This window comes from Anaerovibrio sp. RM50 (genome assembly GCF_000622005.1).
Lineage (GTDB): Bacteria > Bacillota > Negativicutes > Selenomonadales > Selenomonadaceae > Anaerovibrio.
On the sequence record NZ_JHWV01000011.1, the window covers coordinates 17,332 to 43,893 of the forward strand.

Annotated in this window: 20 protein-coding genes and 1 other annotated feature; of the genes, 2 read left to right on the top strand and 18 right to left on the bottom strand. The window is 46.1% G+C overall.

What is annotated here, in order from left to right; genetic code table 11:
• Positions 1-116: 116 nt before the first annotated feature.
• The 4 genes from T525_RS0106780 to T525_RS15600 form a co-directional block, all read right to left on the bottom strand.
• Positions 117-3,482 carry an exodeoxyribonuclease V subunit beta gene (locus T525_RS0106780; protein WP_027406585.1) on the bottom strand — a complete coding sequence of 1,122 codons (3,366 nt, stop codon included), beginning with the start codon at positions 3,480-3,482 and terminating at the stop codon, positions 117-119.
• Positions 3,475-6,207: a PD-(D/E)XK nuclease family protein gene (locus T525_RS0106785; RefSeq protein WP_027406586.1), complete on the bottom strand. Its 2,733-nt coding sequence runs from the start codon at positions 6,205-6,207 to the stop codon at positions 3,475-3,477. Before T525_RS0106785 ends, T525_RS0106780 begins: the two co-directional genes overlap by 8 nt.
• A 211-nt stretch (positions 6,208-6,418) precedes the next feature.
• Positions 6,419-8,095: a PcfJ domain-containing protein gene (locus tag T525_RS0106790; protein ID WP_027406587.1), complete on the bottom strand. Its 1,677-nt coding sequence runs from the start codon at positions 8,093-8,095 to the stop codon at positions 6,419-6,421.
• Positions 8,096-8,111: 16 nt separating this feature from the next.
• On the bottom strand, positions 8,112-10,274 hold the full coding sequence (locus T525_RS15600; protein ID WP_051533464.1) for an AAA family ATPase: 2,163 nt from the start codon (positions 10,272-10,274) through the stop codon (positions 8,112-8,114).
• 172 nt (positions 10,275-10,446) lie between these two features.
• Here T525_RS15600 and T525_RS0106800 point away from each other — a divergent pair, with 172 nt between their 5' ends.
• Entirely contained in the window at positions 10,447-11,181 is a 735-nt protein-coding gene (locus T525_RS0106800; protein WP_027406588.1) for a thiamine diphosphokinase, read from the top strand.
• Between the two features lie 158 nt (positions 11,182-11,339).
• On the opposite strand, the gene T525_RS0106805 is transcribed toward T525_RS0106800, so the two are convergent.
• The 6 genes from T525_RS0106805 to T525_RS14565 form a co-directional block, all read right to left on the bottom strand.
• Positions 11,340-12,170 (bottom strand): RNA methyltransferase, encoded by an 831-nt coding sequence (locus T525_RS0106805; protein WP_027406589.1) that lies wholly within the window; start codon positions 12,168-12,170, stop codon positions 11,340-11,342.
• Positions 12,171-12,292: 122 nt separating this feature from the next.
• Positions 12,293-12,646, bottom strand: a complete 354-nt coding sequence (gene rplT, locus T525_RS0106810) for a 50S ribosomal protein L20 (protein ID WP_027396133.1) — start codon at positions 12,644-12,646, stop codon at positions 12,293-12,295.
• A 40-nt stretch (positions 12,647-12,686) separates the two neighbouring features.
• Entirely contained in the window at positions 12,687-12,884 is a 198-nt protein-coding gene (gene rpmI, locus T525_RS0106815) for a 50S ribosomal protein L35 (RefSeq protein ID WP_027396134.1), read from the bottom strand.
• A complete protein-coding gene (gene infC / locus T525_RS0106820) occupies positions 12,884-13,423 on the bottom strand; it encodes a translation initiation factor IF-3 (RefSeq protein ID WP_072031637.1) in 540 nt (179 codons plus the stop codon). Before infC ends, rpmI begins: the two co-directional genes overlap by 1 nt.
• Positions 13,424-13,637: 214 nt before the next feature.
• Positions 13,638-15,557 (bottom strand): threonine--tRNA ligase, encoded by a 1,920-nt coding sequence (gene thrS, locus T525_RS0106825; RefSeq protein ID WP_027406591.1) that lies wholly within the window; start codon positions 15,555-15,557, stop codon positions 13,638-13,640.
• Between the two features lie 393 nt (positions 15,558-15,950).
• Positions 15,951-16,244: a LysM domain-containing protein gene (locus T525_RS14565; protein WP_051533465.1), complete on the bottom strand. Its 294-nt coding sequence runs from the start codon at positions 16,242-16,244 to the stop codon at positions 15,951-15,953.
• 189 nt (positions 16,245-16,433) lie between these two features.
• Between T525_RS14565 and T525_RS0106840 the strand changes: the two genes are divergently transcribed.
• Positions 16,434-16,694 carry a hypothetical protein gene (locus T525_RS0106840; protein WP_027406593.1) on the top strand — a complete coding sequence of 87 codons (261 nt, stop codon included), beginning with the start codon at positions 16,434-16,436 and terminating at the stop codon, positions 16,692-16,694.
• 83 nt (positions 16,695-16,777) lie between these two features.
• Here T525_RS0106840 and pheT read toward each other — a convergent pair whose 3' ends face one another.
• The 8 genes from pheT to speE form a co-directional block, all read right to left on the bottom strand.
• Positions 16,778-19,213, bottom strand: coding sequence for a phenylalanine--tRNA ligase subunit beta (gene pheT, locus T525_RS0106845; protein ID WP_027406594.1), 2,436 nt, complete (start codon positions 19,211-19,213; stop codon positions 16,778-16,780).
• A gap of 18 nt (positions 19,214-19,231) precedes the next feature.
• Positions 19,232-20,260: a phenylalanine--tRNA ligase subunit alpha gene (gene pheS, locus T525_RS0106850; protein WP_027406595.1), complete on the bottom strand. Its 1,029-nt coding sequence runs from the start codon at positions 20,258-20,260 to the stop codon at positions 19,232-19,234.
• A 90-nt stretch (positions 20,261-20,350) separates the two neighbouring features.
• Positions 20,351-20,550: a binding site (T-box leader), on the bottom strand.
• A gap of 49 nt (positions 20,551-20,599) precedes the next feature.
• Entirely contained in the window at positions 20,600-21,061 is a 462-nt protein-coding gene (locus T525_RS0106855; protein WP_027406596.1) for a MarR family winged helix-turn-helix transcriptional regulator, read from the bottom strand.
• An 11-nt stretch (positions 21,062-21,072) separates the two neighbouring features.
• Positions 21,073-22,443, bottom strand: coding sequence for a lipase family protein (locus tag T525_RS15605; RefSeq protein WP_051533466.1), 1,371 nt, complete (start codon positions 22,441-22,443; stop codon positions 21,073-21,075).
• Entirely contained in the window at positions 22,418-23,608 is a 1,191-nt protein-coding gene (gene nspC / locus T525_RS0106865; RefSeq protein ID WP_027406597.1) for a carboxynorspermidine decarboxylase, read from the bottom strand. The genes T525_RS15605 and nspC overlap by 26 nt, the downstream gene beginning before the upstream one ends.
• Positions 23,608-24,816, bottom strand: a complete 1,209-nt coding sequence (locus T525_RS0106870; RefSeq protein ID WP_027406598.1) for a saccharopine dehydrogenase family protein — start codon at positions 24,814-24,816, stop codon at positions 23,608-23,610. Before T525_RS0106870 ends, nspC begins: the two co-directional genes overlap by 1 nt.
• A gap of 16 nt (positions 24,817-24,832) precedes the next feature.
• On the bottom strand, positions 24,833-25,711 hold the full coding sequence (speB, locus tag T525_RS0106875) for an agmatinase (RefSeq protein ID WP_027406599.1): 879 nt from the start codon (positions 25,709-25,711) through the stop codon (positions 24,833-24,835).
• The gene (speE, locus tag T525_RS0106880) at positions 25,698-26,552 is read right to left on the bottom strand and encodes a polyamine aminopropyltransferase (protein WP_027406600.1); all 855 of its coding nucleotides are present in this window, start codon (positions 26,550-26,552) and stop codon (positions 25,698-25,700) included. The genes speB and speE overlap by 14 nt, the downstream gene beginning before the upstream one ends.
• Between the last annotated feature and the right edge of the window lie 10 nt (positions 26,553-26,562).

Consider the following 26,562-nt stretch of genomic DNA (forward strand, 5'->3'; position numbering starts at 1 on the left):
CTATCACGTCATTCTTTTTACCGTTGATTTTATGGTTGTATTTTACCATAAAAATGCTTATTTGTAAATATAATAATCCCCCAAAGAATACTCTCTGGGGGATTCTGCTTTTAATCTTATGCTCTTATATGGTAGGTATGGGCATCTGCCTCCTGACCGGTGGTTGCCTTAAAGGCTTTTATATATGCAGCCAACTGGCCCTGATATTTTTCATCAAGTCCTGTTGTCTCCTCACCGGTTTTGTATTCTATAATATGGTATTGTCCATTGGTTTTATAGATGGCGTCCATAACGCCGCTCCACATCACCGGTCCCTCAGCTGTATCCTCCCTAAACTGGAATGGAACTTCACAATAAACCTCCTGGGCTGAAAGCATGGTATTAAAAATATCCTGGGGAACTCCATTGTCCTGGGGAACGCCTCCATTTAACATACGCTGCCCTAAAGCAATAAGCTCCGCCTCCATTTTCTCTGCATGGTCCTGAAGCTCCGCCGGAAGCAGCTGCTGACATATATCCCTGGCCGCAGTTTCCGGAGAGATTCTTCCACCAGAAGATACCAGCATTTCCATGAGCTTATGAATCATGGTGCCACGGACATCAGCTGGCACTTTTCCATCTTCACTCTCCGAAGTTTCTTCAAGGGCTTCCGATTCACCTTCTGCCAGTTCGACCACATCATCCCTCTGCTCCATCCTATGCTTTAGTATGAGCTTTTCCTTGCTTGGCAGCTTTTCCACATAGTTATTTGTCTCCTTGGCTCTATTAGCTGTAATGGCATTATCGCTGTTTTCATCGTAGAGGATTTTGGCTTCTGCCGTTTCCTTCTTTACATTAACAGCTGATTCTGTTGCCTCCTCCAGAGGGAATACAGGAATATTATCATCAATGGCATCAGGATTATTATCTTCTGAAATCAAAGGCTTCCACAATTTCTTTTCGTCACTGCAGCCAACGATAAGGGCATTCTCCGCCCTGGTGGCAGCCACATATATGAGACGGTCCTGTTCAGCCTGCCTGATTTCCATTTCATGGAAAGACTGTGCAGCATATCTGGATGTTTTAGAATATATTGTATTAGTGAAATGAGGATGCTGTAATGTAAAAATATATCCTTTGTTACCATTATCATCAACTGGATTATGAATAATACTGTACGTTGGTTCCCGGTTTGTGGCTTTCGCTGCATCCAATATTACGATTGGCGCCTGCAGTCCCTTTACCTTGTGGAGATTGGCTATATGGACACAATTGGTTTCCCCAAAGCTCAGACAGCGTTCTTCGGTATTTTTCTTTGTCATAAGATCCTTTAAATAAACCAGACCATCCTGCTGGGAAATGATACTGCCATCTGCTTCCTTATGGCGGAGCAGCTCCAGGGTATAATACACCACCTCCAGATTGTTTGGTTCCACATACCGGAAAATTCTGTATTCCTCCATAATATAGGAGTACAGGGCCGCTGGGGACATGGAGGCCGCTTTTTTCCCTGTTTCCTTCAACCATTCAACAGAATTTTGTACATACTCCATTTCTTCATTGGAAACGGGCTCAGTACATTTACCGCTTTTTAAGGAACCGCCCCCCTGAAGGAAACGCTGAACCATTTCACTGGTACAGCCAATAATATCCCCTGTAAGAGCCCTGTATACCGCCAGGGAATTATCAGGGGACAATACAGCCTCATAAATATCTGCAATTGCTTTCAGGCCTGCTGTACTGTTAAAAGGAACCTTCCCCTCCACACGGGTAGGAATATTAAAGCGGGAACAGGATTCCATAATAGGTTCAATATTTTCTTTTTTATTGGTAATGACCATTATATCGGAAAAATCAATTTTCCGTATTTGCTTGTCTTCCCGGCTGAAAATTTTGTACTGATCATTGTTCACCAGCTTCAAAATAATCTTCACCACATCGGAAACACTATTATTGCCTTTATCTTTGTCTTTATCATTGTTTTTGCCTTTTCCTTTACTTTGGTCTTCCTCCGCCTCATAAGTGTAGAAACCCCGCAGGCAGTCATCATCCTCCACAGGATCCGGCAAAGGGATAGCCGCAAAGCCGCTCTGAATCCCCTTCTTTTCCTGCAAAGTATGCTCAAATACATTGTTAAAGCGCTCACATAAGGCCTTGTTGGAGCGGAAATTTCTGGTTAATTGCAGCAGAATTCCTCCATGGGCCTCAAAAAGGCCCTTTACCCGCTGAAAGGCCGACACATCTGCACCACGGAACCTATAAATGGACTGCTTTGGGTCTCCCACGATGAACAACGAACCCGCACGGGGAGTACACTCATCCCACTTGGCCACCGGCTCCTCTGCTGTGAGATAAAACAGGATTTCCGACTGCAAAGGATTGGTATCCTGAAATTCATCCACCAGAAAATAGCTGTGTCTGCTGTAGATATAGCGGATCAGCTTACCCTCTTTTTTTGCATCAGCCCGCAGCATGTTCCGCAGATAATACAAACCGTCAAAGAAGGTGAGCAGTCCCCTTTCCTGCATGAAGGTTTCCATTATATGGGCGCTTTTCACCAGAAAATCCATCAGCAAATCATGCTTGTATTCCTTCAAAATACCGCACAATACGCCTTTTTTTATGGTGGTCCACTGCTTGGTTTGAGTAGAATCAGTACCAAGCTTTTCCCTTATATCATCATCAGCATCGTCATAAACGCTCCTTACCAGATGTATCTTTTCCAATTCTGAGAGGGCGTTTTCAACTGAAGGAAGGTTCCCTTCCCACTTTCCATCAATTACTTTTAATTGCTCATCAAAGCTTTCCCAAGCACTTCTGCTCTCTTTACGGTCGGTATGTTGATTGTCCCTGTTGTCAGCCAGAAAATGAACAAACCTCCGTATGGCAGCGATTTCACGGGCATAGGTATCGTCTATGGAAGCATCAGCAATTTTTTTGTACTGGAAATCAACATTTCTGTTATCCATAATAACATCTAACCCCAGGTGAAATGCCGGCTTAAAACCTGTAATCAAATTGTCTATTAATGTGGCTTGTCGGGCCAGTTTATCACCGTACTTTCCATTACATATCTGCACGAATATGTAATCATAGTATTCTTTTGCTTCCTCATCAGTAATTAAACGGGTGCCGGAGGGAATTCCAGCTTCCGCCGGATGCTCCGACAACAGCTGCTGACACAGGGAATCAATGGTGCCCATAAAGCAAAGATCTATATTGCGCAAGGCGTCCCTGCACCGTTCACTGCCCGCCTCACTGGCCTCACGGAGCTTTTTCTGAAAACGGTTGTAAAATTCCCGGGCCGCCGCCTTGGTAAAGGTAATGGCCGCTATCTTTTCAATGGGAATCCCCCCTTCCACCATGGCTGTCATTCTGTCTACCAGCATGGTGGTTTTGCCGGAACCAGCCCCGGCCTCCACAAAGAGGTTCTTGTCAATGCAGCTGACTATATCCTTTCGTGCCTTTTTATCGGCTGTTAAACTCGTGTTTTCCTTATTCATCCTCAGCACAGCCTCCATTATCCTTTCCGCAAATATCTGCGTAACCGCAATATTCACAATCTTCCTTCAGCCCTTCCAGCAACGGCTCGCAAGGGAAATTCCCCTGCTCCATGTGTTCCTTAAACTTGGACAAAGCTTCCAGCAATGTGCTTTTCGCATCTTCATTATATCCGCAGCTGATGATTTTATTTTTCTTAGCCAAAAATCTGTATTCACCGCCACTGATTTTGGCATTGGAAATAGTTTGCTCCAGAATATAGGCATAAATCATGACCTGCAGGCATTTTGCCACATTATTATCCTTATAGTTATCAGCTTTTCCCGTCTTGAAATCTACGATTTTATAATCTCCGTCCTGGCATTCCACCCTGTCAGGATAGCCCCCCAGCTTGATTCCCTCCGGGGTTTCACCCTGCAGCTTTTTCTCCATCATATTAATGCTGCTGTCCGTTCCTGCCTTTTCACCAAAATAAGCATCAGCCATCATAGCCATAAAATCCGCCCTGACCTTAGATACCTGTGTTGGCACAAGGGCTGTATGGGACTTAATAAAGCTGTCGAAGATTTCGCCGCAATGCTCCATAAAATCCCCGTTATCCATAAGCTGATTTTGGTGTTCCATTCTATAGGCACCCAGAATTTCCATGAGCTTGTGGGCCAGATTTCCCTTGTCCTTATTGGACAGTATTTCGAAGGCATCAGTATCTTCCCCGGCCTCCAGCCCCATGAGCTTTTCAAATAAATACTTTTTGGGACATTTAAAAAACTTCTCCAAATTCGACGGGGAATATTCACCCTGCAGGGTGTAGGACACGGGCTCACTATGACCCTGGGACCATTCATTGGATTCACGGGTTATTTCCTTATCCCCCACATAAGCCGCCCCGATACCTCTGTTGATACTTATGGCCGGCTTAAAATATGCAATTTCTTCAAACGGAATTTCATGGGCTCCCCCCTGCTCCTTTTCATGGATTTTATACACAATGGAAGAAGGATTTTCCTTTTTCAGTTCCGCCACATTATAGGCGGAATAGGAAATGACCACATTTCCCTTCAGCTTGTGCATTGTGTCCACAAGGCCAAGGAGTCTGTCCAGCTTCAGCTGCACCTTCCCCTGGGATTTTTGCCACTCTCCCTGATTATTGCCATTAGCCAGATTATCCAAATCATCATCCAGCAACAAATAGTTTTCCCTGGCTGCCCCGGGATATTTGGTGGCGGACAATCCAAGAATATATAGATGGGGTCTAATGGTACACAGAGCCCCCTCCATAGTGGTGACATGAAGCTTTCCCGGCTGGCTGTCACTTCGTCCTGCCCTGGAGGATAATATTCCGTTAATACATTCCCCAAGATTTTCATCCAGTCCAACAGCTGTACGGGACTCAAGCTGGCGGCATATTGCCTTTAACGCCGTCTGATCCAACAAAGTATTGAATTTTTCCCCATTGGAATCCCCGACATAACGAATGCGGGAATATTTTGTGATAAATTCAGCCAGAGGCAGTGACAGTTCACTGGCTGCATTCTTAAGCAATGGCAATGCCTGCTGAACTGTGAGCCAGTCCTTGTAGTTTTTGCTGTCCTTGGCTTCCCCATATTTCTTTTCCACGGCAACATGGGACTTAAAATTTTTAATAAGCTCCTTGTTGACGGTACTGTCCGAGGACAACCGCAGTTGTCCCGCCATTTCAGTTAATACTGCCAGATTCAGTTTCTCCTTGCTGGTAAGGAGTCTGGTTCCCTTTAATTTTTCAGTCTTTACCCCCTTCAAAATTTCCCCGATAAACTTCTGTCTGTCAAAGTAATCACTGAATATTAAACTGTTTAAGGCATCAACCCCATAATATCCGCTGGTCATCCAGGTCTGGTACAGCTTCAATAATCTGGCGGGATTTGAGTTGCTGATAGGAACTCCTGTGTCAAAGGTACATGGAATGTCATAAAGCTGAACATAATCATAAATCAGCTGGCTCATCTGCCCTGGATCAGTAACTGCAATGGTGCAGTCCTCCAGATTATGATTTCTGTAGATTTCCTCCAGTGCCTGCTCCACCTCATTGGCCGCCCCATAGCAGCTGTAGTAGGTGTTTTTGGTTGCCGCTGCATCCGCCCTTTCCACAGAAAAGAGGTCCTTAAGCTGCAGCAATTCATATTTTCCGCCTGATATGAGACTTAACAGCTTTTCTTCCAGTGGCATAAGAGGGTATTCCCCCAGCTTAATGAAGCGGGTATCCTTAAAGGCATTCTGCACCGTGGCAGCATCCACCTGGGCCGCCTGTCTTACCAGCTCCACCAGATCCACACCACTTTTATTCAGGAGCTTCATATACTCCTGATAAATCTTAATGAGGGTATTGTTTTTTTCCGTGAATATGCCTTTTTTAAGGCCCTGGGACAATAATTCAGATTCATTTTCCCCCTCAGCCATCATCCGCATCTGATCCATGGATTTGGTTATCTCCGATAAATCAGAATAGGACAAATACTTGAAATACTTATCCTTGTCGCCCTTTTTTACTGCTTCAGCCATAAGGGCCAGCTCCCCGGAATAATCAATCCTGTTTTTGTCCAGGACAATCCCAGCACGCATGAGTACAAGCTCCGCCAGCTCAGCGGAGCCACAAGCCCTGATATTAAAGCATTTCTCCCCGAAGCGGGCAAGGCTGCGCAGCAATTCCCTGCCATTGGCCCCAGGGGCAAAAATTATCGTTTCCCCCATAAATATCTCCCCATCTTATCCTATTTACATACAAAAAACATCTGATATAAATTATAACGCTATTGTTCAAATTTTTCTTTTCATTTCCAAAGAAAAATCTTCCAATCAGCGTTTCAACGAGATGAGAATATATCTCATCTCGTTATAACATTTATTAACTTTATTTGTTAAAAAAATTCATTGCCGGGTATTGCCGGCATTTTTTATCCTTCTAAAGCTTAGGCGGCAAATACAGTCCATGTTTTTCAGCCCACTCCTGCACAGCCATTCTGGCCTCCGGCTTCATCCTATCGTTACGTGGGCCGGATGCCTGGCATATATTCTTACCCCTGACTTCTATACAGGCAAGGGGGATTTCCTCCTTCATAAGATAATAAATAGTACACTGCTTTTTTTCCATTGAATAAACATAGGAAAAAACGCAATTTTTAAACAGCTTACCTGTACAGTCCAAATCTGCACCCGAGCGGGCAATATGGAAGGTCCCGTACTTTGTCTCTTCAGCACGACATAATTCTTCATGAGTTAGCGAAAACTTAAGAGACAACAGTGCCTTTCTTCTTTCAGCCGCAACTTTATTTCTTTCCGCTATCTCTGCATCTCTTGCCTCCTGATAACGAATAAAATGATACATCATAATATCATGTAATTCATCGGTAAAGCCGTTCCGATAAATGGACTGAATAATATTCCTGTGCATATATTCTGTGTTTTTCAACAACCTCCACATCCGTATTGAATCCTTAACCGTATCATTCCACTCATTAATTATCGGATAGATAATTTCCACGGTCCGTTTGATACCCCATTTTTCCAGGAGCCACTTCACAAGCTCTGAGGAGCTGCTGATGTCGTATGTAATATCACTGTCATAACCATACATCCATTTTCCTCCACGCCCCAAATTGCGCCATTTATATGAAGTTTTAATAAAAATTTGCCCTTTTTTAAATGCTCCACTTCTGCCCAAAACTAATCTCAGGTTTTCGATATCCTCTCCCATTATCTTCTTTATCCCATAAAATTGCTGCCAGGCATTTATATCCTCCAAACCAATTGATTTTAGGATAAAGCATATAAACAGCACCCGGCAATTGTTATTGTAGGCCTTTTTTAAACTTTTGAGAGGCGGGAGTCCTAACACCTCACAAAGCAGTTTAAAATTGCTGTCATTGTTTCTGTTTATCCTTTGCTTAAAGTCCTCCCCTAAAAGATCAGCATACCAGCCTACATTTACATCCAGGGGGAACTGGATAAAATACTTTAATAGGCGGCCCATAGGAATATTATCAGACACCGTGGGCTCAAAACCAAATTCCTTTCCTGCCAGTTTCTTCAAAAACTCCATAACCCCTTGCCCAACTGTATCCGGCAATACGGGATAAATACTAAAGCTGTTATGATATAGGCCAAGATTATCAATCCAGTCCCATTTATTTTTAACATGATGACCATAAAGCTCTGACGAAAGATTAATGTAAGGATTTGCCATATATTTTCCCCGACCATAATCAAGCCTAAAAGAGAATTGCTGCCACGAATTTTTGGTAAGAGAAAAACTATAAGGATATTCCGTATCGTTATCACTAACTAACGTTAATACATCGGCAATTATAATAGCTGTCTGTTGCTTTTCAAAAAGCTGCACCCGCCATCTGGCCACTGCGTATTTGTTTAAATGGTCCTGTCTATAATCATGTACGTTTTTTGTGGAATAGGCCAAAAGAGTGTGCTGGTTATTCTCAGCCAATAATCTGTCAATTTTTTCCTGGCTATCTGCCTCAAGTATCAGCTTTACAGGGATTTTTTCCATATCCTCCTTTACCCATTCCTCCTGAGACTCCCGCCAGGTTCTTTTTTCACAGTCATATATGTAGTAAAGCTGCATATTTCTTCACCTCAATTCAGCCCATAAATCCAATCCCCAGGCGGCTCTGTTTTTTATATTGATCTGCCACATTTACGTCAAAATCCTCCAGCTCCAGCTGACTAAGCTCCTTATCGGTAATTGAATCCTTATCATTTCTGTGGGCGGATAAAATGCGTCTGGCCTGATGAAGAATTGCCTGCTCCAAAACATTACGGGCAAAGCGGCCATTGCCAAATTCCTCATTTTTGCAGGCCTGGGCAAAGATTTCATGGCAACGCTGAATGGCCTTGCCGCTAATTACATACTTCTGCTGTGATGCCATGAGCTTAATAATTGCCGTAAGCTCGTCTGCGTTGTAATCAGGAAAATCTACGTGATATCCAATACGGCTGCGCAGGCCTTCATTGGCCTGAAGGAACCTTTCCATAGGCTGCTTATAGCCGGCAAAAATCACGATTACACTGTTTCGCATGTTTTCCATTTCCTGAACTATGGTGGCAATGGCCTCATCCCCAAAGGAGCCCCTATACCCATCCACTAAAGAATAGGCCTCATCAATGAACAGCACACCCCCCGAAGCTTTCAGAAAGAGCTTGCGGACCTGGATTGCAGTATTGCCTACATATTTGGCAACGAGATTCGATCGTCCGCACTCCACAAGATGCGGGTTGCTAATAACTTTACGGTCATAAAGAATTCTGGCAATAAGTCTGGCCACAGTTGTCTTGGCACAGCCTGGATTCCCCGTAAACAATATATGATTGGAGCCCTTATTGGTCTTAAAGCCCCTGGATTTTTTCAGTGCCCTCATCTCCTGCCCCATGAGAATATCATCAATCATGGCCTTGGCCTTTTCCAGTCCTACCATTTCCTGCAATTCCTTATAAGGATCATTATCCCTTTCAATGTGTTTATACACCGACACTTCATCTTCAGTCTGTAAATTACGGTAACTGCTGTATGCCTTGTTTTTCATTACATTTTCTGACCAATGCTCAAAGGAATCATAAATATCTGAGCAAGTAAACTGGGTTTTCTCCGACATCATTTCCTCAAAATCCTCTTCAGAGGCATACTGGGCAAATTCGCTGTCTTCTGCAAGCTCACGAAAGATTTCTTCAGCCTGCTCCCTTGTTCCATAGCCTTCATTGAGATTCACAATTTTTAATACAGGTCTCCCGTTCCTGTCTGATGTATCAATATCCCCTTCCCTGTCGCTGTGCTTTAAAAAAATAAAGACTGTATCCTTGTGGTATTTGAGGACATTCTTCATGATATATTCCCTGGTTTCGTCCTCCACGGCCCTGATGTTTTCTTCTGTGTTCATGCAGTTCAGCTCCAATACCACCACACAGCCATAGGAGCCCTTCATAACCCTATCTACCAGGTCTTCATCTGTATTTTTATAATTGCTTTCATCTGAGCCAATTTTTATATGTGTAATATGATCCGACAAAATGCGGTTTTTACCATATAAAGCTCCCACCAATAAATCAATATACTTTTCTGCCACCCGGTCATTCTCCGCTGTAATACGGTAATGCACAGGAATACCACAGAAGTCCTGGACATTATTGGGGTCGTATATTCTCTCCAGCTCCGCCATAAAGTCGGGACCTGCCAGAAGCTTTTTTGCCTCTCGTTGGGCATCCTCCTTGTACAAAATTTTCGGGGAACAATTTCTCATATTCCAGCGCAGGGACATTTGTTTTTCATTTTTAAACCTTTTATCTGTCATCAGGCACAGTGAATACTCCTCACATCTGCCATACTTGTCATCTACACAATAATTGTCGTTAATCAGATGAGCTGCTTCCTCCCAGCTTAAGTATTTCACCGAATCCTTAACAAGGGCCATGGCATGATAGTCCATTTCATTCTCATCATCACTGTCTTCATAAGTAACCTTAAGGATTTTCCAGATTTTCTCATATTCTTCCTTCAAAATATCATCAATACTTACCACATCAGGGCGCTGCTTAAAAACAGCCATCATATCCAGGGTATTATCCTCCTGAGGGGGCAGGCAGATAACATCGTAGCTGTCACCATAGCGCATCATATTATTAAGCCTGTAAAGAGCCGTCTGCCTTTCATCTCTGCGGTTAATATCAAACAAAATGTTGTATTTGCCCTGCTTGATGTCTTCCTTAAGGGTAGCCAGCTGAAATCTGGCCTGAAAAAATAAGTAAATCATATTTATTCCTCCCATCTTTTTCCGTGCTGTTTAGCTTTTCACTGTAGTATACTCACAAAAAAACTGCCGGCATTAAACCGACAGTTTAGTTTTTGGCAATTGCCATATTTTTTTGGCTGTAGTAGGATTGTATTAGTGCAAAGTATTACACAATACAAGGTTGAGGATTATTATGATTTCAGAGATAAAAATTCCGGGATTGAGTATAAAATATGATGGTGAGCTGCCGAATAGACAGCTGGTGCTGGTGGGTGGCGGCAGACAGCCTTCCAAAAACTGGTTGAAGGATGTGGCCAAGGACAGAACTATTTGGTGCATTGACCACGGGGTGGATATATGCCATGAACTGGGCCTGGTGCCGGATTTTTTGCTGGGTGACTTTGACAGCTGCAATGCTGACAGCCTCCATTGGGCCGAAGATAAAAGTGCTATTATCGAGGAATTTGAGGTCCACAAGGATTTTACGGATACCCAGGCAGCCATAAGATATGCCCGTGAAGACGAGGCATTTTGTATTCTTACAGGAGCCCTGGGAAAACGTTTTGATCATACCTACAGCACCATATTTTCCTTTGGCAATTCCGGGGCAAAGGGCTGCATCGCCGACGAAAGGGAAACTATATGCTTTTTAAGGGATGATGAGTCATTGACTTTTACCCCCCAGACAGCGCCAAAGGCCATTTCCCTGCTGCCAATAACGCCTATGGTATCAGGAGTTAATACCCATGGCCTTCACTGGGAGCTTAATGATGCAGAGCTTACCCAGACGAATCCTTATGCCATCAGCAATATGACCGCCGACGACACAACTGCCCACCACACGACCGCTGAATCCCCTAAAAGCAACGCCTTCACAGTTTCCGTAAAAAAAGGAATACTGGCAGTATATCTATGCTGGAAGGAATAATCCCCTAAAAAACGGCGAAACAGAAAACGTCCTAACCAGATAAGGTGCCAACCAGAAAATAGCATAATTAACAAAAAAAAAATCCCCTTATATAGGCTTTGGATACAGATGGGAACAGCCTATGTATGGGGAATTTTTTAACTCTGAAGTATATTATATCACAAAATGGAGCGTTTGCGGAAGGCCTCATACAAAAGAATTGCTGCAGCAGCGGAAACATTAAGTGATTCTGCCTTGCCAGTCATTGGGATAAATACCTTCTGATCAGCCTCCTCCAGCATCTTTTGAGATACGCCGTTGCCCTCGTTGCCAAAAATAATGGCACATGGGCTTACATAATCTGCCAGATAATGACGTACAGCAGTGTCATCAACAGCGGTGGCAATAAGGGCCACCTCATTGTCCTGGCACACGTCCCGCAGCTCCTCAGGCTGTACTCCTGTCATAACGGGAATATTGAATATGGAGCCCATGGAAGACCGTACCACCTTGTCGGCAAAAATATCCGCCGTACCCTCCAGACACACTACTCCGGAGCAGCCCAGGGCATCTGCGGTGCGAATGATATTCCCCGCATTTCCCGGGTCCTGGACCCCGTCAAGAACGGCAATAAGCGGTGCTGATGCTTCATCGGTGTTTGACTTGAGAATCTCCTGCCAGGTAAAGATACGGAACCCCATAACCAGCAGCAATCCTTGAGGCGTCACTGTATCAGCGGCCTTGTCATAAATCTGGTCACTGACCTGATATACAGGGCAGCCCCTGTTCTGGAGCTGTTCCACCACTGCCACTGCCCTCTGGTTTTCCGTGGCAGAATCAGAAATCAGAGCAAATTCCATAGGCCAGTCAGACTGGGCCGCCATTTCCACCAGGCGAACCCCCTCGGCAACAAAGAGATTTTCAGATTTGCGATATTTATTTGTATGCAGCTTGGCTGCCAGCTTTATCTTGGAATTGGTTAGACTTTCTATGCGTTCAAGTTCAATCATCAGCTCAGCTCCTTTCTCTCATCTTTGTATTATACCACAAAGGCATATTTTTGTACCAAAATAAAAGGGAAAAGAGCTTAAAATAAAAAGAGCTGTCCGTAGACAGCTCTTAATTTCTGATATTACAGGTTTTCCTTTGCAACTGCAACCATCTGAGCAAATGCGTTAGCATCGCTGATAGCAAGGTCAGCCAGCATCTTGCGGTTAACCTCTACACCAGCCTTGGTGAGGCCGGCAATGAGACGGCTGTAGGAAATACCATTAGCACGTGCTGCAGCATTGATACGGGCAATCCAGAGACGACGGAAAACACCCTTCTTCGCACGACGGTCACGACGAGCGTAGTAGAGAGCCTTCATAACGGTCTCATTTGCCTTCTTAAACTGCTTGCTCTTGGAGCCCTTGTAGCCCTTTGCTAACTTTAAAATCTTATTATGACGTCTATGTGCAGTCACGCCGCTTTTAACTCTTGGCATGTTCTTATCCTCCTAAATGTATGTAAATTGACCTTAAAAATTAAGCGTATGGGAGACACTTGATCTCGCGCTTGTAATCGCCTGCTACCAGCAGAGCTGCCTTACGCATGTTACGCTTACGCTTTGGAGACTTCTTCTCCAGGATATGTCTCTTATAAGCCTTGTTTCTTCTAATTTCGCCAGTACCAGTTACAGTAAAGCGCTTTGCAGCTGCTCTACGGGTTTTCATCTTCTGCATTACTGTTTTCCTCCTTTAGTTTGAGCCTTAGGGGCTAAAATCATAATCATATTTCTACCTTCAAGCTTAGCATCCCGTTCAACGGTTACTGAATCCTTCAGCGCATCTGCAAACTTGGTAAGAATATCCTTGCCAAGCTCCGGATGGGACATTTCACGGCCGCGGAACATAATCGTTACCTTAACCTTGTCCCCATCACCCAGGAAACGCGTAGCATTCTTCAACTTGACGTCAAAATCATGCTGTTCAATGTTTGGACGAAGCTTAACTTCCTTGATGGAAATAACCTTCTGCTTCTTGCGTGCTTCTTTCTCACGCTTCTGCTTTTCATATCTATACTTACCGTAATCCATGATACGGCAAACAGGTGGCTTTGCCTTAGGAGCGATTTCCACCAGATCAAGGTGCTGCTCCATTGCCATATTTAATGCATCCTTAACCTGCATTAAACCCAATGACTGGCCTTCTGCGTCAGTCACGCGGATTTCACCGCCACGAACACGGATTTCTTCGTTGATTCTCTCAGTTTCCTTACTAATAATAAAACACCTCCTGCTTCATATTATTAACTTTCATTATATAAAACAAAATGAGGGCGGCATACACCACCCTCAACAAATACAATCTGTATCAGACCCGCTGACCGTATCAGCAAGGTGAGAAGCGGTGGCCTCTGCTTTGTTTACCTTGAATATGTTACCACTTGGAAGCCACCCTGTCAACAGATATTTTTATATTTTTTTAAAACTTATATTAATACTCAGCAGACTTGGTTGCAATCTTCTCCTGAAGCAGGGCAATGAACTCGTCCACCTTCATGGTTCTGGTTTCCTTCTGGCCATGGCAGCGAACGTTTACAGTGCCGTCAGCAACCTCCTGGTCACCAACTACCAGGAGATAAGGAATCTTCTTCACCTGACCCTCGCGCATCTTGTAGCCAACCTTCTCGTTGCGGTCATCCACCTCTACGCGATAGCCCATGTCGAACATTTTCTTCTTCAGCTCGAAGGCATAATCCATGTGCTTGTCAGTAATCGGGAGAATCTTGGCCTGTACAGGAGCCAGCCAGGTTGGGAAGGCACCGGCATAGTTCTCGATGAGGATACCGATAAAGCGCTCAATGGAACCATATACTACGCGATGAATCATAACAGGACGATGCTTCTGGCCATCCTCGCCCACGTAGGTCAGATCAAACTTCTCAGGCAGCTGCATATCCAGCTGAATGGTTCCGCACTGCCAGGTACGGCCAATGGAATCCTTCAGATGGAAGTCAATCTTAGGACCGTAGAAGGCGCCATCACCCTCGTTTACAATATACTCAAGTCCGCGATGATCCAGAGCGTTTTTCAGACCGTTGGTAGCCAGCTCCCACATCTCATCGGAGCCCATGGAATCCTCTGGACGGGTGGACAGCTCTGCATGGTACTCAAGGCCAAAGGTGCTGTACACTTCATCAAAGAGGTCAATAACCTTCTGGATTTCCCCCTCAATCTGCTCAGGAGTCATGAAAATATGGGCATCATCCTGGGTGAAGTTACGTACACGGAACAGGCCGTGGAGAGCTCCGGAAAGCTCATGGCGATGAACAAGGCCAAGCTCACCGGCGCGAAGTGGCAAATCACGATAGCTGTGCTGCTGGGTCTTGTATACAATCATACCGCCTGGGCAGTTCATTGGCTTTACTGCATAATCCTCACCATCGATTTCAGTGAAGTACATATTCTCCTTGTAATGAGCCCAGTGACCGGAACGCTCCCAAAGCTGGCGGTTCAGAATCATTGGGGTCTTGATCTCCTGATAGCCATAGCGGCGATGAACCTCACGCCAGTAGTTAATCAGCTCATTTCTGATTACCATACCGTTTGGATGGAAGAATGGGAAGCCAGGACCCTCCTCGTGAATGCTGAAGAGATCCAGCTCCTTGCCCAGCTTGCGGTGGTCACGCTTGGCAGCCTCCTCCAGCATGTGGAGATATGCGTCCAGCTCGTCCTTCTTCTCAAAGGCAGTACCATATACACGCTGAAGCATCTTGTTCTTTACATCACCACGCCAGTATGCACCAGCCACGCTCTGAAGCTTAAGTGCCTTTACCTTGCCAGTGGAAATAACGTGAGGGCCGGCGCAAAGATCAGTGAACTCGCCCTGGGTGTAAAGAGAAATAGTTGCATCCTCTGGCAGGTCATTAATGAGCTCCACCTTGTAGCCTTCGCCAGCAGCCTTGAACATGTCAAGGGCCTCCTGACGGCTGACTTCCTTGCGCTCCAGCTTAAGGTTCTCCTTTACGATCTTGTTCATCTCTTTTTCGATGTCCTTAAGATCTTCCTCAGTAAGGCGCTTTTCCATATCAATATCATAGTAGAAGCCGTTATCGATGGCAGGACCGATAGCCAGCTGTACATTCTCGGACTTGTAAAGTCTCTTGATGGCCTGGGCCAGAATATGGGAACCGGTATGGCGCAGTGCCCAGCGTCCCTCCTCGTCCTCAAAGGTCAGGAACTTAATGCTGGCATCCTTGTCAAGAACGGTGGTAATATCCTTGGTCTCACCATCAATGCTGATAGCCAGAACCTTCTTTGCCAAACTGTTGCTGATGGACTTTACCAGCTCAAGGCCGCTGATACCGGCCTCAGCTTCACGAACTGCACCATCGGGCATAGTTAATTTAATCATGATTTATTCCTCCCAAATAATAAAATATACTCACAGGGAAATAAAAAAATACCCCGTTCCCAAATAGGGACGAGGTATATACTTCGCGGTTCCACCCTGCTTGCCACACCATATAAACGTAACGTAAAACACAATGTGACCAACTTTTGCGATTTTAACGGAATCAGTCCGGCGGCATTTATTTTAATCTCAAAGCCCACAAGCTTTAATGCTTTAAACTTCACGCCACAGCTCCAAAGGGGTAACCACAGACTCAATTATAGGACTTCACAGCAACTGTCCCTCTCTGAATAACGAACTTCCGGGTCATGTCTTCTTCATAGCATTTTCAATATCTGAATACTGTCTCATTATATTATCCGCATTGTTCACTGTCAAGCAGAACTATTCATTTTAACGGCTGGCCACCTGAACCTTTTGGCTGTCACTGGCAATAACAGGTATCTGCAGTCTCCGTCCGGCTCTCATATCCCGGTCATTCCTTATATCATTAATTTCCTTAATGGCAACAGTGAGCTCCTGCAGCTGTTCGCTGTCAGAGGTGTAGCGGCTGGCAATGGTCTCAATACTTTCCCCATGCTGCACAACCACAGTATCAAAATCAGATGTTCTGAGATAGGAATTTGTCAAATTAAATGGAGAGAGAACAGCAAGTCCGATAATGATGGCAATAATAACATTTTTCATAATAACTGCTCCTTTACTATTAAGAAAATTAGTTCCAAGAAAGTAAGTTCTTAAAACCTTTGTTTGGTGATATATTAACATGGAATCCATGTTCTGTCAACAGATAACCAAACATTTTTTCGTTGATTTTATTTTCCCTTTTTGATACAGTATCTTTGTTGATTTAAACGTAGTACAAAGGAGGTTCCCATGGTTTTACACGGAGCCGTTATTCTTGAGCAGGGCGTTAAATTTGCTCTTATTTCAGTAAAGCAGTCCGTTACCCAATACACTGTCCGTTCCACCAGATTCCGCCAGGCCATCAGGCCATTTTTTCCTAACATGCCCATTATCCTCATGTCCCAGGACAATGATGGTACTCCCCACTACTATGGGCGCAAGGATATTGTGGAATTTTTGAAAACCGTACCCCTGGATCGGATTCCATGGAAAGTGTATCACATTTATTAAAAATTAAAATGAAATTGTGGCAAAAAAATTAACCACCCCAGCACTTTGGGATGGTTAATTTTATTTTACTCTTTTTTTGCGTATTACTTGCGGAGCTGGGCGTTAAATTTCTTCTCCACCGCATCAATAATCTTGTTGAAGGACTCATCCACCTCTTCATCGGTGAGGGTCTTGTCATTGGACTGGAACAGCATGCTGAAGGCCAGGCTCTTCTTGCCCTCCTCAATCTGCTTGCCCTTGTAAAGATCAAAGAGTACAGCTCTTCTGAAGTATTTGCCGCCATTTCCCACAATGGTCTTTTCGATGTCAGTGGCATTTACATCCTTGTCCACCAGTATGGCCAAATCACGTAAAACAGCAGGGTACTTAGGCAGCACATCAAAGTTGAACTTTGCGGAGCTGTATTTCATAAGAGTAGGTACATCCATTTCAAAAATGTATGCCTTCTTGGTGATACCAAAGTTCTCGGCCACCTGCGGATGAAGCTCGCCCACAGCAGCAATAATATCCTTGCCCTTCTTAAAGAGAGCTGTCTTGCCAGGGTGCATTGCAGTGTACTCCCCTGCCTCCACCTGATATCTGGTGATATTGCGTCTTGCCAGCAGCTCCTCCACAACGCCCTTGGCATCGTAGAAGTCAATCATATCGTCCCCTGTATTCCAGCCCATAGGGTTGCGGCGGCCGCACATAAAGCCTGCCACCTTCACCACCTCATCAGGAAGCTCTGTAAGAGGCAGGGACTTTGGATAAAATACAGGTGCCACGTCATAAAGGCGGATATCCTCGTTTTTGCGGGAAAGGTTGCGGACAGCATTTTCAATGACGCTAGCCAAAAGACTGGTACGAACCAGCTGTGCCTCCTCAACAAAAGGATTCATAAGAGGAATAGCCTTGCGCAGCGGACTGTCAGCCGGAATCAGCATCTTGTCCATTATATCATAATTGCTAAAGCTAAAGGACAGCTCCTCGCTGAGGCCAATGTGGGTCAGGGTAACCTTAATGTGGTCGATATAGTCCTGCAATGGGCTCTGAACGCCCTGAACCATGGTGCCCTTAGGGGTGGTGGACTGAATATTGTCAAAGCCGTAAATACGGGCTACTTCCTCGGAAATGTCCTCCATGAAGGTAACATCGTTTCTCCAGGAAGGAACTGCCACATGGTAGCCACCCTTGCCGTCGACCTCGCACTTGAAATCAAGGCTTTCAAGAATTTCCACCATCTTTTCGGCAGAAATATCAGTACCCAGACGCTTGTTGATCTGCTCCGGGGTAAAGTCTACGGAAACTGGCTCCTTTTTCTCTGGATATACATCCACGATGCCCTTGGTAACAGTGCATGCCCCCATGTCCTGAAGGAGCTGGGCTGCTCTGTCCAAAGCGCGCATGGTCTGGGTCTCATCCACACCACGCTCAAAGCGTCCGGATGCCTCAGAGCGGAGACCGCAGGCACGGGCGGTGCGACGGATGCTGGCGCCATTGAAGGCTGCGGCTTCCAATACAACAGTGGTAGTATTTTCAGTAACCTCAGACTCCAGGCCACCCATTATACCAGCCAGACCGGCTGGCTTTTCGCTGTCGGCAATAACCAGCTCATCACCCTTGGCAAGACGGGAAGAGTCATCAAGAGTGTGGAGGTTTTCTCCCTCTGTCGCACGACGGGCAGTAAGGCTCTGGCCTGCAATCTGGTCATAATCGTAGGCGTGCATAGGCTGGCCCAGCTCCACCATTACGAAATTTGTTACGTCAACTATATTGTTAATGGCACGGATTCCTGCATTTTCCAAGCGGGCCTTCATCCATTCAGGAGATTCCATAACCTTTACGTTCTTCAAAACTCTGGCGGAGAAACGGGAGCAAAGGTCATTTGCCTCAATGCCAATCTTAATCATATCGGCAGCAGAGGCCTCGTCATCCTCATTGACCTTAATCTCAGGCCACTTCGGAGTATTGCCCGTAAGAACTGCAACCTCACGGACCAGTCCAAAAACGCTGAAGCAGTCACCGCGGTTGGCAGTGAGCTCGAACTCCAGAATATCATCGTCAAGGCCCAGGGCATCCTTGGCAGGAATGCCAATCTCAGTGTCAGCAGGAAGAATGTAAATACCATCCTTCTGCTCGTCAGTCAAAGCGGTAAGATCCATCTTAAGCTCATCAGCGGAGCAAAGCATACCATTGGATGGAACGCCACGGAGCTTGCCCTTGGAAATCTTCAGGCCGTTTGGCAGCTTGGCGCCAATCATGGCAACGGGAACAATATCCCCCTGCTTTACATTCTGGGCACCCGTTACCACCTGAACCAGCTCCGGCTGGACCACATTCATCTGGGTAATGAACATGTGATCAGAATCCGGATGTGGCTCAATGGACTCAACCTTGCCAGTTACGACCTTATCCAGGCCCTCCCCGGCGTGAACCACATTCTCCACGGGAATACCCGCCATTGTCAGCTTGTCAGCCAGCTCATCGGATGTTTCGGTGAAATCTATATAATCGTGAAGCCATTTAATTGATACCTGCATTTTCTGTCCCCTCCCTAATTAAAACTGTTCCAGCAGACGGACATCGTTGTCGTAGAACAGACGTAAATCATCAATACCAAATTTCAGCATGGCAATGCGTTCAACACCCATGCCGAAAGCAAAGCCGCTTACCTTGGAAGGGTCGTAGCCGCTCATTTTAAGAACGTTTGGATGAATCATGCCTGCACCAAGAATTTCCAGCCAGCCGGTTCCCTTGCACACACGGCAGCCCTGGCCCTTGCACATTACGCAGGAAATATCCACCTCGGTGCTTGGCTCAGTGAATGGGAAGAAGCTTGGACGGAGACGTACCTTTACGTCCTTGTTGAATATCTGTCTGAGGAAGTCCTCAAGGGTACCCTTCAGATCAGAGAAACTGATATTCTTGTCAATAACCATGCCCTCAATCTGGGTAAACATTGGGGAATGGGTGGCGTCATAATCGTCACGACGATATACACGGCCCGGGGCAATCATGCGGATTGGGCTGTTTGGCTCATGGGCCTCCATGGTACGGGCCTGTACCGGGGAGGTCTGGGAACGCATGAGAATATCCTCAGTGATATAGAAAGAGTCCTGCATATCGCGGGCAGGATGATCCTTTGGCAGATTCAGTGCCTCAAAGTTGTAGTAGTCCTTCTCGATTTCAGGACCCTCCTCCACGCTGAAGCCCATACGCATGAAAATATTCTTGATCTGCATAAGGGTTACAGTAAGAGGATGAATATGGCCATGGTTGGTTGGACGGCCCGGCAGGGTTACGTCAATCTTCTCGCTGGCCAGACGCTTTGCCATTTCCTTGGCCTTCAGCTCCTGATTTTTCTCAGCAATAAGCTGCTCCAGCTGCTGACGGGCCTCGTTTACAATCTGTCCAATGCGCGGACGGTCCTCGGCGCTGAGCTGGCCCATGCCTCTGAGAATAGAGGTAAGCTCACCCTTTTTGCCAAGATACTTTACACGAATATCATTTAAATCATTAAGAGTATCGGCTACATCACTGATAGCCTTGGCTGCTTCCTGACGCAGCTGCTCAATCTTGCTTTCCATAATTGCCTCCTATTATAACCTCATCCGTCAACTTCGTTGACACCTTCCCCAAAGGGGAAGGCAATAACAAAACAAAAAGACCCTCACCCAAAAAGGGGCGAAGGTCTGATTCGCGGTACCACCCTAATTTATAACTCATTTACGCCATAACGCTGCTGTGCGCCCCGACTACATCTCTTCACCGGGGAGACTCCAGAGTGAACTTCACCAGACTTTAGCTGCCCTGTTCTCAGTTATCAGGACTTCCTGTGAGCATATTTTCCGGCTACTCTCTCTTTCCTTGCCTAATGTAGAACATTCTATCACTAAAGGAAAAATAATGCAAATTAATCTTTAGGGTTATTCAGATGCCTCAAAGAAAAGCTTCTCCTTTAAGTTCCCCACCATTTTGCTGAGAATGCCCAAAAATACTTCCCTTTCATTCTGGGAAATATCCGCAAATTCAGCCTTAATCCACTTTTGACGGCAATCATCAATGGCCTTGGCGGCAATTTTGCCCTCAGGGGTAACAATAATATGGTTCTTTCTGTGGTCAGCTGCGTCCTTTGCACGGACAATATAGCCCAGCCGCGCCAGGGAATTAAGCTCTCTGGTAACGTAGGCCTTGTCCATATTCAGGAGTTTGCCGATTTCATCCTGCACCAGTCCCTCATGGAGATAGGATGAATACAGCACTGCCCCTGTGGTTACGGTTCTGATGGAGTATTCCTTCATGCTCCTTTCAAAGAACCTTTTCCAGTACATAACAAGGGCTGACATGGTCATTTCAATTGATTGGGTTACTGATGTTTTTTTATCCATTTATAATCCTCTCACTCAAAACTTTCTCTGTTCATGGTGCAACGGCCAAGGCTATAAAAAACAGCCTCTATAGGTGATAAATTATCCGTGGTGGTGCCACGGGTCTGGGTACTGATTATATTTCCATAAGGATCAGAAATATCCTCCTGTACAGTAATCTGATATACCTTTCGGGTCATCTGCTTTGCCCCGATGGTGACACGGCATATACGGTCACAGGAATTTCTGATAGCCGCCGCATTCTGGGCCGCCTCATCAGTCTCATCACCATCTATATAATCATCAAAATCATAGCCCTCTATCAGATTCGTAAGCTGCTTCATATAAACTATGTCATTATCAATATCATCGGGAACATGAACTACAGCAGGAACCAGATAAACCCTCCCCTTAACAGGCTCTTTCGGCAGGGCAAATACCCCGGCTGTCCCATTTGCAGGGGGATTATTATGGAGCTTGATATTCTTTTCCTCAAGGGTATCCAAATAATTGCGGATAGAGGCATCAAGATACTCGGACATATTGTGACTGAATTTTAAAGAATTTGGATTTGACTTGCATTTTATCTCCTCGCCAGTCTGTTCATAGCCCGCTTTAATAAACTGCAGCAGCCCATGGACGGGATCACCGCTTATGGTATATCTGGTATGCTTCACTGCATCACCATAATCCTTGGCGAAGGTCTTGTTCCCCACTGCAGGGGCACCAAAGGTCACCACCTGAATTTTCCCCGGGGGAACCCCCATGCACACCATGCGGGAGCCAAGAAGGACTGCCACCGAGCCACCAAGGCTGTGGCCAGTTAGAATCAGGTCCTCGTTATCCTTGTAGATTATATCCATCAGTGGATCTACTCCCAGGGAGCCGTCCTCCTTTGGAGTAAAAAAGGCCGTCTGGGTGTAATCGTTAAAGCCCTTGTGGACCAAAGGCTGTTCCGAGGTGGTCTTCTCAGTTTTGGCGTATTGCTCAAACTCGGAAGGAACCGAGCCTCCAAAGAGGACCTTGCTAAATCTTAGATCCACCTGCACATCCTTCATCTTCTCCGTACCCGGAACAGCAACGATATTGAGGTAATTCCCCGTAAGCTCCTCCGGCTCCTTTGATCTTAGCAAAATGAAGTTGGTATCGGCATTTTTATCAACATTGGCATAGTTTACAATGTCATATCCAAAATCGGAAATAACATCCCTGATTACCTCATTAAGCTGACTCTTGTATGACATCATATCCAAAAGGGCACAGGCATACTGGAGGCCTGCCTTCTTAACTGCCTCTGATGAGGCATTGGCCTGCCCCACAGCCAAAAACAGCAATAGGGCTGCCACCAATACAATCCTATTAAAAAACAGGGCTATTTTAGATGCGCATCTTAAAATCTTCATAGCCAAATCCCCTTACAATCTCCACCTCATCCTTGGAATTAACTGCACAAATATGTGGCAGGGGCATTCCGTTGAAGGTGTTGTTCTTTACCATGCTGTAGATTGCCATATCCCCAAAGAGCAGTCTGTCCCCGGGCTTTAAGGCATTGTCAAAGGAATAGGTTCCAATAGTATCTCCCGCAAGGCATGTAGGCCCTGCCAGGGTGTAGGTATGTGGCTTCTCATTTGCCTCGCCGCTTCCCATAAGAGGCGGTCTGTAAGGCATTTCCAGAACATCCGGCATGTGGCATGCCGCGGAGGTGTCAAGAATGGCAATATTTGCCTTCCGCCCATTATCCGGGGTTGCCTCAATAATCTCCAGCACCGTTGCCACAAGAAATCCTGCATCAAGGGCCACAGCCTCTCCAGGTTCAATATACACCTTTAAACTGTATTTTGTCTGTATTCTTTTTATACACTCTTCCAAAAGAGCAATGTTATAGTCATCTCTGGTAATGTGATGGCCGCCCCCAAAGTTCAGCCATTCAAGATGCTTAAAATACTTGCCAAACTTTTCTTCCACCGCCTCAAGGGTCTCCGCCAATGGCTCAGCCCCCTGCTCGCAAAGTGTGTGGAAATGAAGGCCGCTGATGCCGTATAGGAAGTCCCCCTCCGGGGCTTCCTTCAGGGCCTGCTCCAGCTCACTGAGCTTGGTGCCGAGACGGCTGTCCCCGGAGCATGGATCGTAAATGGCATGCTCCTCCGGCTGGGTGGAATGCTCCGGATTAATTCTGAGGCCGTAGGAACGATGGGCCTTTTTCGCCATTGGGGCAAACTTCTTCAGCTGCCCAATGGAATTAAAAACTATATGATCGCAAATTTCCAAAATCTCCGGGAAATCCTTCTCCTGAAAGGCGGGAGAAAAAACGTGGTTTTCCCCGGGAAATTCCTCATGGGCCAGCTTGGCCTCAAAGAGACCGCTGGCAGCAGCCCCCTTTAGATATGTGCTGATAAGGGGGTAGAAGTGAAACATGGAAAAGGCCTTTTGGGCCAATAAAATACTGCACCCAGTTCTGTCCTGAACCCCCTTAAGTATTTCCAGATTGTGCCTAAGCCGTGCTTCCTCCACCACATAGCTGGGTGAAGGAACCTCCTGCAGCCATTTAGGCTGATAGACAAAGCTCATTAGTCCACCAATGCAGGGTTATGGCTCTCCTGCCAAGGAAGGCCCCACTTGTTTAGTGCCTCCATAAATGGATCTGGATCGAACTCCTCAATGTTATATACGCCAGCCTTCTTCCAAGTGCCGTTCATTACCATCATGGCCCCAATCATGGCTGGAACGCCAGTAGTGTAGGAAATGGCCTGGGAGCCAACCTCCTTGTAGCACTCCTGATGGTCGCATACATTGTAAAGATAATAGGTCTTGTCCTTGCCGTCCTTCTTGCCCTGGAAAATACAGCCGATATTGGTCTTGCCCACAGTACGGGGACCAAGACTGGCAGGGTCTGGCAATACAGCCTTAAGGAACTGCAATGGAACAATCTGCTTGCCCTCAAACTCAATTGGCTCAATGGAGGTCATGCCCACATTCTCCAGACACTTCAGATGACGGAGATAGCTTTCACCAAAGGTCATAAAGAAGCGGATACGCTTGATGCCCGGAATATTGAGGCCAAGGGACTCAAGCTCCTCGTGGTGCAAGAGATACATATCCTTAGGGCCCACCTCAGGGAAATCATAAACTCTCTTGATCTCCATAGGCTCAGTTTCAACCCACTTGCCATCCTCCCAGTAGCTGCCCTTGGCAGAAACCTCGCGGATGTTGATTTCAGGATTGAAGTTGGTGGCAAATGGATAACCATGGTCACCAGCATTGCAGTCCAGAATATCAATATAGTTAATTTCATCAAATTCATGCTTTAATGCGTAAGCGCTGAATACACCAGTAACACCAGGGTCAAAGCCGGAGCCCAAAAGGGCAGTAATGCCGGCCTTTTCAAAGCGCTCACGATACTCCCACTGCCACTTGTACTCAAACTTTGCAGTGTCCTCTGGCTCGTAGTTTGCAGTGTCCACATAGCTGACCTTGCATTCAAGGCAAGCGTCCATAATGGTGAGGTCCTGATAAGGCAGTGCCAGATTCAGCACCACATCAGGCTTAACCTCCTTCATAAGGGCCACCAGCTGCTCCACGCTGTTGGCATCCACCTGGGCAGTGGTAATTTCGCACACATTGCCATACTGCTTTTCCAGAACTTCCTTCAGCTTGTCGCACTTGCTCTTGGTGCGGCTGGCAATACAGATCTCCTGAAATACCTCGTGATTTTGAACACATTTATGAATTGCAACGCTGGCTACACCGCCGCAGCCAATAACTAAAACCTTACCCATTTTGTTCCTCCTATATTTATACTAACTGAGGGCCATTAATAAATGGCTCCTCCAGCTTTAACAGCATTTCTCTGAGTATTTTAAGTGCCGCTGCTGTGGAAGCTCCGCTCTGGTCAAGGCCAGGGGACAGCTCCACCACATCACAGCCAACAATATTAAGACTGCAGCCCGCAATGGCCGCTTCCATAAGCTCCTTAAAGGAAACCCCGCCATATTCAGGGGTGCCCGTTCCCGGGAACACCGACGGATCCATTACATCCAGATCTATGGTGAAATATACCGGCTTGCCCTTCAAGGCCGCCAAGGCCTGAGGCATCGCCTTTAAGTCGAATTTATGAAGGTGGGTGTGCTCTTTTGCCCACTGGAATTCCTCCCGCATACCGCTGCGGATTCCCAGCTGCCAGATACGGTCATCCCCCACAATATCCCATGCCCGTCGTATGACTCCCGCATGGGTGAGACGGGTGCCCAAATACTCATCCCGAAGGTCAGTATGAGCATCGAAATGAAGGATATGCAGATCAGGATACTTTCTGGCCACAGCCCGGATAGCGCCCAAAGATACCAGATGCTCCCCGCCAATCATAAAGGGCAGCTTGTTGGCATCGAGAATCTCCTCGGCTCTGGTTTCAATGTCCTTAAGGGCCTTTTCCGTATCCCCGAAGCACAGCTCCAAATCCCCGCTGTCAAATACCTTGGCATCCTCCATATCCAGGTCCTGATACGGACTGTAGGTTTCCAGCCCATAGGACTCCCCCCGCATTATCTTGGAGGCAAAGCGGGTGCCCGGTCTGAATGAGGTGGTGCTGTCGAAGGGAGCACCGAAAAGCACAATCCGCGCCTCGTTAAATGGGGCCTCGCAGCCCAAAAATGTCTCTATATTAGGACTCAACATCTCTCAGCAACTCCTCTACGTAATTTGGCAGAGCAAAGGCACCGGCATGAAGTGCCGTATTGTAGTATTTCAGCTTAAGGCCAAAATTCTTCCAACGGTCCCAATTTACACCCTTTACAGGATGATATTTCTTGGAGGCAAAGCCAAAGAGCCAATGCCCCGACGGATATGTTGGAATATGAACCTGGTACACCTTGGATATAGGGAAGGACATACAGATACGCTTGTGGGCCCGCTGCATGGCCTCAGCATCCCCCTCGTAAAATGGGCTTTCGTGCTGATTTACCATTATGCCGTCATCATGGAGAGCCTTGTAGCAATTGCCGTAGAACTCTCTGGTGAAAAGTCCTTCACCCGGGCCAAAGGGATCCGTGGAATCCACAATAATAATATCGTATTCATCATGGACACGGCGGATGAATTTCAGTCCATCCTCGTAATAGCAGGTAACCCTCGGGTCATCCAGCTTCAGGGCAGTGGAATGAAGATACTTCTTGCTGACATCCACCACTTCCTCATCGATTTCCACCAAATCAATTTTCTCAATAAAATCGTATTTGGTCAGCTCACGGACGGTACCCCCGTCGCCGCCCCCAATAACCAGCACCCGTTTAGGGTCTGGGTGAACACACATGGCCACATGGGTAATCATCTCATGGTAGATGAATTCGTCCTTTTCCGTCAGCATCAGATAACCGTCCAGAACCATAATTCGGCCAAATTCCTTGGACTCGAAAATATCAATGCGCTGGAACTCGCTTTTGCCGCTGTATATCTGCTTGTCAACTTTTATGGAAAGGCTAACATTTTCAGTATGTTTCTCTGTATACCATAACTCCATCTGTATCACC

Bases quoted from the DNA above. Each gene is read 5' to 3' on its own strand.
- T525_RS0106780 (WP_027406585.1), bottom strand. From the start codon at position 3,482: ATGAATAAGGAAAACACGAGTTTAACAGCCGATAAAAAGGCACGAAAG.
- T525_RS0106785 (WP_027406586.1), bottom strand. From the start codon at position 6,207: ATGGGGGAAACGATAATTTTTGCCCCTGGGGCCAATGGCAGGGAATTG.
- T525_RS0106790 (WP_027406587.1), bottom strand. From the start codon at position 8,095: ATGCAGCTTTACTACATATATGACTGTGAAAAAAGAACCTGGCGGGAG.
- T525_RS15600 (WP_051533464.1), bottom strand. From the start codon at position 10,274: ATGATTTACTTATTTTTTCAGGCCAGATTTCAGCTGGCTACCCTTAAG.
- T525_RS0106800 (WP_027406588.1), top strand. From the start codon at position 10,447: ATGATTTCAGAGATAAAAATTCCGGGATTGAGTATAAAATATGATGGT.
- T525_RS0106805 (WP_027406589.1), bottom strand. From the start codon at position 12,170: ATGATTGAACTTGAACGCATAGAAAGTCTAACCAATTCCAAGATAAAG.
- rplT (WP_027396133.1), bottom strand. From the start codon at position 12,646: ATGCCAAGAGTTAAAAGCGGCGTGACTGCACATAGACGTCATAATAAG.
- rpmI (WP_027396134.1), bottom strand. From the start codon at position 12,884: ATGCAGAAGATGAAAACCCGTAGAGCAGCTGCAAAGCGCTTTACTGTA.
- thrS (WP_027406591.1), bottom strand. From the start codon at position 15,557: ATGATTAAATTAACTATGCCCGATGGTGCAGTTCGTGAAGCTGAGGCC.
- T525_RS14565 (WP_051533465.1), bottom strand. From the start codon at position 16,244: ATGAAAAATGTTATTATTGCCATCATTATCGGACTTGCTGTTCTCTCT.
- T525_RS0106840 (WP_027406593.1), top strand. From the start codon at position 16,434: ATGGTTTTACACGGAGCCGTTATTCTTGAGCAGGGCGTTAAATTTGCT.
- pheT (WP_027406594.1), bottom strand. From the start codon at position 19,213: ATGCAGGTATCAATTAAATGGCTTCACGATTATATAGATTTCACCGAA.
- pheS (WP_027406595.1), bottom strand. From the start codon at position 20,260: ATGGAAAGCAAGATTGAGCAGCTGCGTCAGGAAGCAGCCAAGGCTATC.
- T525_RS0106855 (WP_027406596.1), bottom strand. From the start codon at position 21,061: ATGGATAAAAAAACATCAGTAACCCAATCAATTGAAATGACCATGTCA.
- T525_RS15605 (WP_051533466.1), bottom strand. From the start codon at position 22,443: ATGAAGATTTTAAGATGCGCATCTAAAATAGCCCTGTTTTTTAATAGG.
- nspC (WP_027406597.1), bottom strand. From the start codon at position 23,608: ATGAGCTTTGTCTATCAGCCTAAATGGCTGCAGGAGGTTCCTTCACCC.
- T525_RS0106870 (WP_027406598.1), bottom strand. From the start codon at position 24,816: ATGGGTAAGGTTTTAGTTATTGGCTGCGGCGGTGTAGCCAGCGTTGCA.
- speB (WP_027406599.1), bottom strand. From the start codon at position 25,711: ATGTTGAGTCCTAATATAGAGACATTTTTGGGCTGCGAGGCCCCATTT.
- speE (WP_027406600.1), bottom strand. From the start codon at position 26,552: ATGGAGTTATGGTATACAGAGAAACATACTGAAAATGTTAGCCTTTCC.